The sequence below is a fragment of the Bacteroidota bacterium genome (assembly GCA_035506275.1).
Classification (GTDB): domain Bacteria; phylum Bacteroidota; class Ignavibacteria; order UBA10030; family UBA8401; genus JAGVPT01.
The window spans coordinates 96,791-109,414 of the sequence record DATJPT010000006.1 but is presented as its reverse complement, the minus strand read 5'-3'; the positions used below and the strand labels follow the sequence as shown (position 1 = coordinate 109,414).

At 54.2% G+C, this 12,624-nt stretch carries 14 protein-coding genes; 13 read left to right on the top strand and 1 reads right to left on the bottom strand.

Annotation, left to right across the window (positions count from 1 at the left end; genetic code table 11):
- Positions 1–62: 62 nt before the first annotated feature.
- A complete protein-coding gene (locus VMF88_03620) occupies positions 63–2,579 on the bottom strand; it encodes a sugar phosphate nucleotidyltransferase (protein ID HTY10142.1) in 2,517 nt (838 codons plus the stop codon).
- Between the two features lie 518 nt (positions 2,580–3,097).
- On the opposite strand from VMF88_03620, the gene VMF88_03615 reads away from it, so the two are divergent.
- From VMF88_03615 to VMF88_03555, 13 genes are all read left to right on the top strand, one after another.
- On the top strand, positions 3,098–4,921 hold the full coding sequence (locus tag VMF88_03615) for a diguanylate cyclase (protein ID HTY10141.1): 1,824 nt from the start codon (positions 3,098–3,100) through the stop codon (positions 4,919–4,921).
- A gap of 47 nt (positions 4,922–4,968) precedes the next feature.
- On the top strand, positions 4,969–5,163 hold the full coding sequence (locus VMF88_03610; GenBank protein ID HTY10140.1) for a hypothetical protein: 195 nt from the start codon (positions 4,969–4,971) through the stop codon (positions 5,161–5,163).
- A complete protein-coding gene (locus VMF88_03605; GenBank protein ID HTY10139.1) occupies positions 5,164–6,348 on the top strand; it encodes a phosphopentomutase in 1,185 nt (394 codons plus the stop codon). It begins immediately after the preceding gene.
- A 7-nt stretch (positions 6,349–6,355) separates the two neighbouring features.
- The gene (locus VMF88_03600; GenBank protein ID HTY10138.1) at positions 6,356–6,658 is read left to right on the top strand and encodes a hypothetical protein; all 303 of its coding nucleotides are present in this window, start codon (positions 6,356–6,358) and stop codon (positions 6,656–6,658) included.
- Complete coding sequence (locus tag VMF88_03595; protein ID HTY10137.1) at positions 6,655–7,083, top strand: PIN domain-containing protein; 429 nt, start codon at positions 6,655–6,657, stop codon at positions 7,081–7,083. Before VMF88_03600 ends, VMF88_03595 begins: the two co-directional genes overlap by 4 nt.
- Before the next feature lie 18 nt (positions 7,084–7,101).
- Positions 7,102–7,374: a EutN/CcmL family microcompartment protein gene (locus tag VMF88_03590; protein ID HTY10136.1), complete on the top strand. Its 273-nt coding sequence runs from the start codon at positions 7,102–7,104 to the stop codon at positions 7,372–7,374.
- Between the two features lie 25 nt (positions 7,375–7,399).
- Positions 7,400–7,669: a EutN/CcmL family microcompartment protein gene (locus tag VMF88_03585; protein HTY10135.1), complete on the top strand. Its 270-nt coding sequence runs from the start codon at positions 7,400–7,402 to the stop codon at positions 7,667–7,669.
- Positions 7,670–7,695: 26 nt separating this feature from the next.
- The gene (locus VMF88_03580) at positions 7,696–8,553 is read left to right on the top strand and encodes a sigma-70 family RNA polymerase sigma factor (GenBank protein ID HTY10134.1); all 858 of its coding nucleotides are present in this window, start codon (positions 7,696–7,698) and stop codon (positions 8,551–8,553) included.
- Positions 8,554–8,667: 114 nt separating this feature from the next.
- Positions 8,668–9,339, top strand: a complete 672-nt coding sequence (locus VMF88_03575; protein HTY10133.1) for a C40 family peptidase — start codon at positions 8,668–8,670, stop codon at positions 9,337–9,339.
- A gap of 75 nt (positions 9,340–9,414) precedes the next feature.
- Positions 9,415–9,984 carry a peptide deformylase gene (gene def / locus VMF88_03570; GenBank protein HTY10132.1) on the top strand — a complete coding sequence of 190 codons (570 nt, stop codon included), beginning with the start codon at positions 9,415–9,417 and terminating at the stop codon, positions 9,982–9,984.
- Entirely contained in the window at positions 9,981–10,907 is a 927-nt protein-coding gene (gene fmt, locus VMF88_03565) for a methionyl-tRNA formyltransferase (GenBank protein ID HTY10131.1), read from the top strand. The genes def and fmt overlap by 4 nt, the downstream gene beginning before the upstream one ends.
- Positions 10,908–11,259: 352 nt before the next feature.
- Complete coding sequence (locus VMF88_03560; protein HTY10130.1) at positions 11,260–11,745, top strand: hypothetical protein; 486 nt, start codon at positions 11,260–11,262, stop codon at positions 11,743–11,745.
- Positions 11,745–12,620 (top strand): AAA family ATPase, encoded by an 876-nt coding sequence (locus tag VMF88_03555; protein HTY10129.1) that lies wholly within the window; start codon positions 11,745–11,747, stop codon positions 12,618–12,620. Before VMF88_03560 ends, VMF88_03555 begins: the two co-directional genes overlap by 1 nt.
- Positions 12,621–12,624: the final 4 nt, after the last annotated feature.

Genomic DNA, 12,624 nt, shown 5'->3' with positions numbered 1-12,624 from the left:
AGATTTGACGAAAGGTCCGCGGGCAGTATCGGCTCTGTTCCTTTCGGGGAACGACTCCGGCATCACGCCTCGCTCATGTCGCGCCAGCTCAGAATCTTTTCTTCGTACGTGTTCAGGAGCGAGACGGCGGTCTGCTCGACGGTCGACTCCGCGCTGACATGGAAGAGCGGTTCCGCTTTGTCCGGCCGCATCAGGACCGAGGTCGATGCTGCGTCGTTTTCAAAGAGGATCTTTATTCCGTCGACGAGGACGCGCTGCATTCCTTCGGTCTCGTGCATCATATGGCGCATGACTTTCCCTTTCCGGTCCCACGGGCAATACACGCTCCGTTTCATGAGATGAAGCGCAGGGACCTCTTTTTCCAGCGCGCCGAAACGCTTGCCGGCCAGCGCCATCATTTCGAGGATCTTTGCTACGCTGTACATGCCGTCGCTGGCGAAAAGGAAGCTCGGGAAGATGAAGCCTCCTTTGGTCCCCCCGACGAACTGAACGTCTTTCGACGTCGATGCCTCCATGAGCGAAAGATGACTGTCACGGGTCTTGACGACTTCGACCCCTTTCCCTTTGACGATCAGGTCGATCTCCGCAGACGCCGTGATCGGGACGGCGATCTTTTTGGTCTCCGGATGGACGCTGAGGTATAGCGAAGTGATCAGCGAGAGAAGCCGGTCGTTCTTGATGCAGTTTCCGTTCTCGTCCACGACAAAGATCTTTTCAGCCCCGGCATCGATGAGAAAACCGACATCGTAACCGAGCGAGGTCACGATGTGAGAAAGTTGTGCAACGGCCCCGTCGAACTCTGCCTTTTCACGCGTCAGTTTTTTAGGGTCGAGATAGGCGTTCAACGCAAGCGTCTGGCATTGAAGCGAGCCGAGGATGTTCGGGAAGATCGTCGAGGCGACGCCGTTGGAATAGTCGATCACGAGCCTGAACTTTGCCTGCGAGATCGCCGCGGTGTTCACGGTGGAGAGAAATTTTTCGATGTAGCTTTCCTGGGCCCGTTCGGGGAAGCTGATTCCCCCCACGCTCGTGAAGTTTGCGCGCGGAAAATCCTCTCCGAAGAAGAGCCGCTCAACGGCTTTCGTCTTGTTCGACGGGAGGTCTTTTCCGTTGTGGTCGAAGAAGATGATGTCCGTCAGATTTTTGTCGAACGGGGATTTTCGCACATGGATTCCGCCGGCGTATTTTTCCCCCCGCAGCTCATGGCGGAGGATGGGGATCGACGTTGCCCGCAAGTCGTTGGTGTCGACCCCGGCGGACATCAGTCCGCACATGATCGAACGGTTGATCATTCGGGAAACGTTATCCGAATCGCGGCTCGTCAACACAGCTTTTCCTTTTCCGACAAATGCCCCGAAGGCCGTTCCGAGCTTCGCGCCGAACTCGGGGTTCATTTCGATGTTCGAAAGTCCCGTGATGCGCGAATCGCTGAAAAGTTCGCGCAGCCATTTGTCCTCCCACACGAGGCTTCTCGTGAGGATCGCGCCGTCTTCCACTTCCTTTTCGGGCCAGAGCTTGATGTTCGAAGCCAGGCGGCTTTCCTTTCCGATCACGCACCTGTCGCCGATGAAAACGTTGTCGTCGATCCGGGCAAACTCGCCGATCTCGGATTGCTTTCCGAGGACGCACGATGACAGCTCTGCCCGCCCGCCGATCCTGCTTTTCTCCCATATGATCGAATCGCGGATGACCGCACCATCCTCAATAACGCAGTCATCGCCGATCACCGACCTGATGATCTTCACGTGGGCGCCGACTCTGCAATTTTTTCCGATGAGGACCGTCCCCTGGATGTTTTCCGGCGACGTCAGCACCGTGGAAAGGTCGCCGACGTAGCAATTCGCTTTTTTCGTCCCCTCAAAATCGAGCTGGACTTTGCCGTCCAGCGCGTCGAGGTGGGCTTCCTGGTATTCGTTCAAGTTGCCGACGTCTCTCCAGTAGCCTTCCGAGATGTAGCCATAGAGACCGGCATCCTCTTCAAGCAGCATGGGAAAGAGATTCTTGCTGAAATCAAAATCCTCCTGGAATGGAACCCGCTGAAGCACGTCCGCTTCAATAATGTAGATTCCGGTGTTGATCGTGTCGCTGAAAACTTCTCCCCACGACGGCTTTTCGAGGAAGCGTGTGATTTTTCCCTCGGCGTTCGTGAGGACGACGCCGAATTGAAGCGGATTTTTCGTGCGCGTGAGGACCAGGGTTGCTTTTGCCTTCTTTTTTTCATGAAACGCTACGGCCTTGGTGAGGTCAAAGTCCGTCAGCACATCGCCGCTGATGACGATGAACCGCTCGTCAAGAAAGTCCGCAGCGTTGCGGACGCTGCCTGCCGTTCCGTAGTCGGCGTCTGCCTTCCGGTATTGCATCGAAATGCCGAACTGTGATCCATCGCCGAAAAAGGAGGTGATGCTCTCCGGTTGGTAAAAAAGAGTGGACATGATTTCGGTAATGCCGTGTTTCTTCAGCAAACTGACGATGTGCTCCATCATCGGTTTGTTCATCATCGGCACCATCGGTTTCGGAATATTGCAGGTAAGAGGGCGGAGCCTGGTACCAAATCCGCCGGACATGATGACTGCTTTCATAGGAGAGAGAGGTTAAGTGAAAAGAGGGATGAAACGCCTTTTGCAAATTGTACAAAAAAAAACCTTCGGCTTCAACCGTGCCGGAGCTCATCCAGATCTCGACAAGGACCTGATGCGGCATCCAGTTTCCATAAGATCGCCGATCAGAGGCGGATAATCTTCCGGCGAAAATCCCGGGCTGAACGAGGATCTATTCGCCTCCGTATTCCCGTCTGACAAAAAAAACAGCCGTGATCCGGAGATGTTTGCCGGTGTTTGTGATCTCAACCTCAACAAGCAATCGACGGCCCGGGCGCCTATTTATCTTGACTTTTGCGCCGGAATTGCATAAATTTACACACTTTACGCGATTTCTGTAAACCCTAGGACTCAGAATGCCGGAAAAAATGCGGGGAATCGCCCTACGGAGCGGGTTGTTTGAGATTTCACTTCAGGAGGGCGTAGTTGCTGGCATTGGGGTCCTATTATTTTTTTTGGGATTGTGGGCTGGGGGAATCCTTACAAAGATTTTCTGTTTCATGATCGCAGGTCTCGCGGTTTATTATGTCATCGATTCCGTGCGCGGCAGGCGGTCTGGTCAGAGCGCCGGTGACGCCGATCCCGTTCACGGCGCGAAAGAAGAAACCGAAGATTCGGTCGGCGAGATGAGGCTGAACGAAGAAGAAGCAAATGATGCCGCCGACGATGAATCCATGAGTTCGGAGCCATCTCCGTTCGTCGCCGCCGGGCCGAAAGCTGAATTTGACGAAAAAGAAGTTCGTTTTGAAGCCCCCGCGGAGGAGCCTCGTGAAACGATAGTGTACTCGCCTGCTGATTTCGTAGACGAAGAAGGAGATGCGGCAGACGGGAGCAGGCAGGAGCCGAAGGCAGAATTTGGTCTCTTTTTGCAAAAGATGTTGGCCGTTGTGAAGGAGGTTGCGTTTGGCAATACCGTCTCCTTTTTTTGGGTGAACCGCGAATCGCGTCAGCTTGTGCTTGAAAGCAAGTTGACGGAAAGTCGGTCATTTTCCTCAACGAGGAAACTGTCCATCGGGAGTGATGTTGTCAGCCGGATCGCCCTTTCGGGAACTCCGGAGATTCTGAACGGCATTGCCGCCAACGCGGAACGAGACATTGTTCCGTATTACACGAGCCTCGAGGAAATACGATCGTTTGTCGGCGTACCGGTTTTTTATCCTCGAAGAGACGGAGATCAGACGCCGATCGCGGTGCTTGCCGTTGACAGCAAGGCGGACGATGCATTCGGCCCCGAAACGATTGCGCTTCTCGCGAAATTTACCAAGATGCTTTCGGCGGTGCTGAAGAGCTCTACCGAAAAGTATGATCTGATGAGCGAGAGCGGAGTATTGAAGGCAGAGATGCGCTTTCGCACAAAAGCATTCGGCGAGTCGGAGGTTCCTGTCATTGCGAACGCGCTCGCGGAGGAAGTTTCTGCGCTCGTTCCGTGGGACGCGCTGGCGCTGGTGCTGTTCGACAGCGCCCAAAAGCAGTGGGTGATCGCCAACGTGCGGACCAGACACAATCACCGTTACGTCGTGGCGAAACAGCTTCTCGATTTTCATTCGAGCATTGCCGGTAAGGCGATCAGAAGCAACGCCGTGCAGAACATCGACGATTTGTCGAAAACGTCGGAGCCGAGGTTTCTGATCAACGAGGCGTCGCTCGGGATGGCGAGGGTCGGTTCGTTCGCCGCGGTTCCCATCGCCTCGACGAACAAGTGCTACGGTGTGTTGACCTTGGAATGCCGGGAGAAGAACGTCTACGGGGAAAAGGAAATCTCTTCGGCCTCGTTGCTGACCTCTGTTGCTGGGACGGCCCTCGAATTGCATGAAGCGAACGAGATCATCAGAGAGTTTGTCGTCGTCGATGAGGGCACGGGGACCGCGTCCAAAAAATATTTTCTCCAGCGGTTGTCCGAGGAATTACGGCGGGCAGACGACGACGGTTCCGATGTTTCTTTTCTCTTGTTTGCCGTGACTTCGCCCGGCGACATTGCTTCTCGGTACGGGAAGGCGGGAAGCGACGCTGCGGTTGCCCGTGTGGCGTCCGTTCTTCGGTCGAGTATCCGTGGGTATGATCTTATCGGAAGGTTCGACCAGCTGATGTTCGGGGTGCTGCTGGTCAAGACGACGTCGAAAGAAGCGTACCTGTGGGCGGAAAAGCTCCGTTCGGCGATTGCGAGTTCGGTAGTATCGTTTGAGCAAAAAACGTTTTCAGTCGCCGTAACGGTCGGAGTCTGCGGCGCGGCAGAAGGCATGGACGCCGGCGAATGCGTTGCGAACGCATCGCAGGTTCTGGAAAAGGCCAAAGAGGCTGGCGGGAATATCGTCCGGGTGTTCTAGAGAATTTTTCATCAAAGCATAATTAACTATACAGCACTGAGGATACAATGGCAAAACAGCAAGATTTCGCGGAGAAGGCAAAGAAAGCAGGAGCAGAACGAGGGATAAAATGCCCGAAATGCGGTGCGTTGAAAGTGCCGACGGCGGTCATTCAATCGGTAAAGACCGATGTCGGATCTTACCGGTTCAACCGTGCGCTCGTGCAGGTCTGCAAATGCAATGAAAAGGAAGTTTACGCATAATTGAATGCGCCCGGCAAAATCGTTTTCATCGTTCTCGACAGTCTCGGCATCGGTGAAGCGCCTGACGCCGCAGCGTACGGAGATGCGGGCTCGAACACGATAGGACACACCGCCGACGCGGTCGGCGGACTCGCCCTTCCCAATATGCAGAGACTCGGCCTCGGTAATATCGCTCCGATTTTGGGGGTGCCGCCGGTTCCGGAGCCGGAAGGATGTTTCGGCAAAATGCAGGAGGTCTCGAAAGGGAAGGACAGCACCACCGGGCATTGGGAGATTTCAGGAATTATCGTTACGCAAGATTTTCCATACTATCCTCATGGCTTCCCCGCCGAGGTGATCGAAAAATTCCTCTCGGCAGCGAACCTGCGCGGCGTTCTGGGAAACAGGCCCGCCTCCGGAACGCAGATCATTGAAGAGCTTGGCGATGAACACGTACGCACCGGGTTTCCGATCGTGTACACGTCCGGAGATTCTGTCTTTCAAATAGCAGCACACGAGGATGTGATTCCGCTGAAGGATCTGTACCGGATCTGCCAGGCAGCACGGGACAACGTGCTCGTCGGCAACCATGCCGTGGGACGCGTGATCGCCCGCCCCTTCATCGGAACGAGCGGCAATTACGTAAGGACGGCAAACAGGAGAGATTTTTCGCTCCAAGCGCCCGGCACGACGGTCCTCGACCTGCTTTCCAGGAACGGCATCCCGACGGTTTCCATCGGCAAGATTGACGACCTCTTTTCGGGACGCGGGCTGCGAGAGAAAATTCATACGCATTCGAATGCCGAAGGGATCGAGGAAATTGTCAGGCGATCATCGGGAATGGATCATGGCTTCATCATGACGAACCTTGTCGATTTCGACATGCTCTACGGGCATCGTCAGGACGCCGAAGGAATGGCAAAAGCGATCGAATATTTCGATGGTCACCTGCCGAGAATCTTTGAGACGGTGAAGGGCAACGACATTCTGATGATCACCGCCGACCACGGCAACGACCCGACGGACAACAGCACGGACCATTCCCGCGAATACGTTCCTCTGCTCACCTTTTCTAAGACGGGAAAGAAAGGCGTGAACCTCGGCGTCAGGAAGACTTTTGCCGATGCGGGAAAAACGATTGCGGAATATTTCAGCGTTAACGGCGGGAAGATCGCTGGAACAAGCTTCCTCAGCGCGATTCAGTGAAGGGACCATGGAGAAGGCGAAACACAGTGTTGAATTCGAAGCGGAAATTGGAAGCGATGGGAACGTCCATTTTTCCCGCGCGGTCGGCGGCGAGCTTTCTCTCAGGCCCGGCGATAGAGTGACAGTTCGAATCGTCGGAGGCGTCCTGTCAAAAGGGTTGGCTGCGAGGAACGTCTCTGACGAGGAAATTGAACGCATCGGGACGATCCAGTTTGAAGACAGAGAACACGTCGTCCGTTTCCTGTCGAGCGAGGGAGTGCTTTCAAGGAACCAGGGTTTCAGAAGGCGGGCGAAAGGCTATGTCCGGTGAGCGTTCAGAAGGTCGTTCTCGACACAGACGTTCTGCTTGAGCACCTTCTTCATCGTGAAGGGACGTCGTATTTGCGGAAAGCGATGAACGTGTTTTTTTGCTATACAACAGTCTTTAACGCGATCGAAGCTTTTTCGGTTGCACGGTCGAAAAAGGAAATTCAGGCAGTCGACGATGCAATGAGCGCGTTGAAGGTGCTCGGACTCAATTCCAAAAGCGCCAAGGCAGCAGGAAGATTTTTTTCCGTTGTGGGGTCGGGAAAACTCAATGAGATGCCGGCATTGATCGCCGGTCTCTGCATCGAGAGCAAACTGCCGATCGTGACGTTGAACCCCCGGCGGTTTGCAGGCGTCAAACAACTGCGGGTCGTTCCGGCGCTCATGCTCGACCGGAACAGTGGGAAGCTCGATGTCAACGTCAAATAATTCTCGGGACTCTTCGTCATGATACTTGGAAAAGTGATCGGTACGGTCTGGGCAACTCGGAAGGACGAGGCCCTGGTTGGAGTTTCTCTGCAGATCGTCCGCCATGTCGACCTCGACTACAAATTGAAGGAGACGATCGTTGTGGCGGTCGATACCGTTCAGGCAGGAGTAGGAGATATTGTGCTCGTCGCCACCGGAAGCTCGGCGCGCCAAACGGCGGTCACCAAAAACAAGCCGGTCGACGCCGTTATAATGGCGGTCGTCGATAAGCTCGACGTGACCGAGAAGTAGCGAACTTTTAGTCGGATCAACTCGTATGTTCCTAGCAAAGGTCATCGGGACAATCTGGGCGACGCGGAAGGATGAACACTTGAAAAGCTTCAAGCTTCAGTTCATCCAGCCGATCTCCGCTGAGCGGAAGAACGTCGGCTCGCCGATCGTCGCGGTCGATACGGTGGGAGCGGGAGCAGGAGAAACGGTGTTCTATATAACGGCCGCCGAAGCGGTCATTCCGCTTCCGGTTGATATGGCCCCCGTCGATGCCAGCATTGTCGGCATCGTCGACAGGATCGACCTTCAGAAATAGCTTTTTGAAAATGAGGTGAATGCAGGATGGTTAAGATTACAAAACAATATACGAACCGGGAGAGCCAATCCCTCGACAAATATTTGCAGGAGATCGGCAAAGTAGATTTGCTGACTCCCGAGCAGGAGATCGACCTCGCCCAACGGATCAAAAAGGGGGACCAAAAATCCCTTGAGAAACTGACGAAGGCGAACCTCCGATTCGTGGTGAGCGTGGCGAAGCAATACCAGAATCAGGGCTTGTCGCTCGGCGATCTGATCAACGAAGGGAATCTGGGACTCATCAAGGCTGCAAAGCGTTTCGACGAAACGCGCGGGTTTAAGTTTATTTCGTACGCGGTCTGGTGGATACGCCAGTCGATTCTCCAAGCGCTTGCAGAACAATCCCGCATCGTGCGCCTTCCGTTGAACCGCGTCGGGGCCTTGAACAAGATCGGCAAGGCCTTCAGCAGCCTCGAGCAGGAATTCGAGCGAGAGCCGAGCGCTAGCGAGCTTGCGGAGGAGCTCGACATGTCGCTCTTCGAAGTCGCCGACACGCTGAAGATCTCCGGCCGTCATCTCTCGATGGACGCGCCGTTCGCGCAGGGCGAAGACAACCGCCTCCTCGATGTTATTCAGGACGAACGCCAGCCGGCTCCCGACAGCATCCTGATGGATGAATCCTTAAAAGAAGAGGTGCAACGGGCGCTTGCGACACTGAGCGACCGCGAGGCTGAAGTGATCCGTCTCTATTTCGGTCTCCAGCGGGAACATTCGTTGACGCTTGAAGAGATCGGCGAAAAGTTCAACCTCACGCGTGAGCGCGTGCGCCAGATCAAGGAGAAGGCGATCCGCCGGCTGCGGCACGCCTCGCGGAGTAAAAACCTGCGTGCCTATCTTGGCTAATGACCGGCCGCAGCGTTGGACAATAGTGAAAAAGCTCCTTTATTGAGGAGCTTTTTTATTGCGGAACTAAAACTCGGTTGCAAATAAATCTGAATCACGTACATTTGTAAGCGAATGAAAGTTCTCGTTTTTTCTCTCGTCTGCCTCTTTGCCGCCGGCTGCGGCTCGTCGTCGCCGCGATTCGTCAGCCATGATTCTACGGAGAAAAGCGAGAAGCCCGAAAAAAAGAACAGCGGACCGCGGTTTAGTTCGAGGCACATTGAGGAAGAAAAGAAAGAGGACGACCGCAAGGTGGACGTGAAGCAGGTGACGGCCCGTTTCTCGAGCGCGAAGCCGTCACCGTCAGTTTCGCAGCAATCGAATGATTCTCGCGCGGGGACGTCGCGGACGACTCCAAAAGCCCCGGCGGGAAAGATCGACGACCAGAAAATGATGGATGTCATTCTTGGATACCTTGGCACCCCGTACGTTTACGGCGGCGACTCGAAATCCGGAATTGACTGCTCGGCATTTACCGGCGCGGTCTACAACCAGTCGGTGAGTGTGCAATTGCCCCGATCTGCGGCAGAGCAGGTGAAGGTTGGGACACCGGTGGCGTTCGAAGACCTGAGGTTCGGCGACCTGATGTTCTTTAATACGACCGGCGCGAACCCCTCGCATGTCGGCATTTACATCGGCGACGATCTGTTCGCACACGCGAGCGAGGCGTTCGGAGTGACGATCTCTTCCATAGAAAGTTCGTACTATAAAAAGAGATATACGGAGGCGAGAAGGGTGGTTGAATGAAGGAAGACGGCAGGAGACAGAATTCACAACACAGAATACATGGATCAGCGGGTAATATAGGTGAGATAAAAACGCATGGCAGCACTCCCCATTTATGTGTACGGCACTGAGGTTTTGAAGAAAAAGGCCAGACCGGTCAAGGAAATTTCCAACAAGACCATCCAGTTGATCCAGGATATGTTCGAGACGATGCATTCCTCGAACGGCGTCGGGCTTGCAGCAAATCAGGTCGGCGTCCTGGAACAGGTCCTCGTGGTCGACCTTTCAGACACCGAGGAATACAAAGAAACGAAACCGATGGCATTCATCAATCCCGAAATCGTCGATGAAGAAGGCGAATGGGAAATGGAGGAGGGCTGCCTGAGCATTCCCGAGATCCGCGACGTCATCAATCGCGCCGAGACGGTCACCGTGAAGTTTCAGGATGCTAACCTTCGGGATCAAAAAATTGTCGCGACGGGTATGCTGGGGCGCGTCCTTCAGCATGAAATCGACCACCTGAACGGCGTACTGATCACCGACCACCTGAGCGCCACGAAACGGACACTGCTGCGGAGCAAGCTGAAGAAAATCTCCAAAGGGGAATTTGAGCATAAATATGAAGTTGTTCTGCCGAAGGACGAAAAGCCGAAATCGAAAAGATGAATATTGTGTTCATGGGGACTCCGGACTTCGCCGTTCCAAGCCTTGAGATCTTGCTGAAGAACGGTTATTCCCCCGTCGCCGTTGTGACCGCCCCCGATAAACCGCGCGGCAGAGGACAGCAGGTTTCATTCACGCCGGTCAAAGATTGTGCGGTAAAAAATTCTCTGACAGTGCTTCAACCGGCATCGTTACACGACCCGGCATTCATTTCCTCTCTGGCGTCATTCCATCCTGATCTCTTCATCGTCGTCGCTTTCAGAATCTTGCCGGCGAAAGTGTTCTCAATGCCCGCAAAGGGAGCGTTTAACCTGCACGCCTCCCTTCTCCCGAAGTACCGCGGGGCGGCACCGATCAACTGGGCGATCATCAACGGCGAAAAGGAATCGGGGGTCACGACGTTTTTCCTGCAAGAGAAGGTTGATACGGGGAACATCATTCTGCAAGCCCGCGTTGCAATTCCCGAATCGATGAATGCCGGAGAGCTTCATGATACGCTTGCGGAGGTGGGAGCCGAAATTGTCCTGCAAACCGTTCGCTTGATCGAAATGGGAAAAACACACCCGCGCAACCAGGATGATGCGACTTCCTCTCCCGCGCCAAAAATTTTCAAAGATGATTGCCGGATCAATTGGGGCAAATCCGCGGAAGATATTCATAATTTTATCCGGGGACTTTCGCCGTATCCCGCGGCATGGACGATGCACGGCGGTACGTTGCTGAAGGTTTATCGAAGCGAGAAGACAGGAGACATGGGACAGGAGGCAGCGCCGGGGCTCATCAAGGTCGACGGGGAGAGGCTGCTCGTTGCTGCGAAGGATGGAATGCTGTCAATTCTCGAAATTCAGCAGGAAGGAAAGAAGAGGATGGCGGCCGCGGAATTTTTGAGGGGATATAAATTTGACAGCCGCGACACACTGCGCTGACCGAACTACTTTCCCGCCGAGTATTTTCGCACTTTGACTTTTTCACCCGTGCCTTCAGTTTTGATGAGGACCGGGCAGTCCCCCGAAAGGTCCTCAGTCGCCGACTCTCGAATCCTGCATTGCGCTCCGAATCCTTCCGCGCTGCTGAACACCGACGCTCCCGGTGAACCCTCCGAAGCCGATGTATTAGTATTTTCCCATTCTGCTCCAGGAATTTTGCTGAATATGATCAGAATTCGGCGGCTGCCGCTCAATTTCATTGCATCAGTTTTCAAAAAGATTTATATTGAGTTACCCTTGGCACTTAAAGATGTGCTGAAAGGGGGGATGTATTTACGCAGCCGTTCATTTTATGGAATTTATGATGTGGGCCGTCCGCAGCATGCACGTTTTTTCTGCGGTCGTCTGGCTTGGCGGGCTCTTGTATATGGGGGGAATTTTCTATCCGGTGATCCGTTACGAAGAAATGACAGCGTCCTCAGCCTATATCCGGATAGAACGACGATTCACCGGTTTCGTTTGGATGTGCGTATGGACCACGGCAATTACCGGCGCATTCTTGGTGCTTTTCACCCCCCGGTTCGTTTTTGGTCGTTATCATAATGAGTGGGATTTCCTTCTTCTTGCTAAGGAAATTATCTACGTTTTGATGATTGGAACCGCAATGGCGGGCACGAGCATCGTAAAGGAAATGGAATCGATCGCCGCTTTTCCTTCGACGGAAGAGACGAAGCGCGACCTCTCGATCCAGCATCAGAAAATGCTGAAAGGACGGCGGGCGAACCTTGCCTTCGGCATTATTGCGCTGCTGGTCGCCGTCAGGATGGTCATGGTTTAATGGGAAAGATCATTGCAATAGCGAATCAAAAAGGAGGCGTCGGGAAAACGACCACGGCGGTGAACCTCGCCGCGTCGATCGCTGCGGCGGAGCATGAAACATTGCTTGTCGACACCGATCCCCAGGCGAACGCGACGAGCGGCGTCGGCGTTGAGAGCAAATCGCTGGAGAAGACGATGTATGAGGTGTTGATCGGCGGCATTGATGCCACCGAGGCCATTATGAAGACCTCGATGCCGTTTCTCTCGCTTCTCCCGTCGCACATCAATCTTGTCGGGTCAGAGATCGAAATGGTGAACGAGCCACACCGTGAAAAGAAGATGAGAGGTGCGCTTGAATCTGTGCGTTCGATGTATGAATACATCATTATCGATTGCCCTCCGTCGCTGGGCCTTATTACCCTGAATGCGCTGACCGCGGCCGATGCCATCCTGATACCGGTGCAGTGCGAGTACTACGCGCTTGAAGGGCTCGGTCAATTGCTGAACACCATCACTATGGTGAAGAAAAATCTCAACCCGCCGCTCGACATCGAAGGGGTGTTGATGACGATGTTCGATTCACGCCTCCGCCTCTCGAATCAGATCGTCGACGAGGTGAAAAAATATTTTGGCGAGAAGGTCTTTACAACGATCATCTCAAGGAACGTGAGATTGAGCGAGGCGCCGAGCTTCGGCAAGCCGATCCTTCTTTACGACGCGTTGTCGTCCGGCACGCGGAACTACATCGATCTTGCGCAAGAGGTGTTGAAGCGCAATCAGCGTTCCGCCGCCTCGTCTCCCGCTCGCCCGGCCTTTGCGGCCTCACCGGCTCCTCCAGTGATGCAAACGATCTCTCCGTCAGAAATCTCAAACGGCACTTCTTCACAATCGTAATCTC

Bases quoted from the DNA above. Each gene is read 5' to 3' on its own strand.
- VMF88_03620 (HTY10142.1), bottom strand. From the start codon at position 2,579: ATGAAAGCAGTCATCATGTCCGGCGGATTTGGTACCAGGCTCCGCCCT.
- VMF88_03615 (HTY10141.1), top strand. From the start codon at position 3,098: ATGATCGCAGGTCTCGCGGTTTATTATGTCATCGATTCCGTGCGCGGC.
- VMF88_03610 (HTY10140.1), top strand. From the start codon at position 4,969: ATGGCAAAACAGCAAGATTTCGCGGAGAAGGCAAAGAAAGCAGGAGCA.
- VMF88_03600 (HTY10138.1), top strand. From the start codon at position 6,356: ATGGAGAAGGCGAAACACAGTGTTGAATTCGAAGCGGAAATTGGAAGC.
- VMF88_03590 (HTY10136.1), top strand. From the start codon at position 7,102: ATGATACTTGGAAAAGTGATCGGTACGGTCTGGGCAACTCGGAAGGAC.
- VMF88_03585 (HTY10135.1), top strand. From the start codon at position 7,400: ATGTTCCTAGCAAAGGTCATCGGGACAATCTGGGCGACGCGGAAGGAT.
- VMF88_03580 (HTY10134.1), top strand. From the start codon at position 7,696: ATGGTTAAGATTACAAAACAATATACGAACCGGGAGAGCCAATCCCTC.
- VMF88_03575 (HTY10133.1), top strand. From the start codon at position 8,668: ATGAAAGTTCTCGTTTTTTCTCTCGTCTGCCTCTTTGCCGCCGGCTGC.
- def (HTY10132.1), top strand. From the start codon at position 9,415: ATGGCAGCACTCCCCATTTATGTGTACGGCACTGAGGTTTTGAAGAAA.
- fmt (HTY10131.1), top strand. From the start codon at position 9,981: ATGAATATTGTGTTCATGGGGACTCCGGACTTCGCCGTTCCAAGCCTT.
- VMF88_03560 (HTY10130.1), top strand. From the start codon at position 11,260: ATGGAATTTATGATGTGGGCCGTCCGCAGCATGCACGTTTTTTCTGCG.
- VMF88_03555 (HTY10129.1), top strand. From the start codon at position 11,745: ATGGGAAAGATCATTGCAATAGCGAATCAAAAAGGAGGCGTCGGGAAA.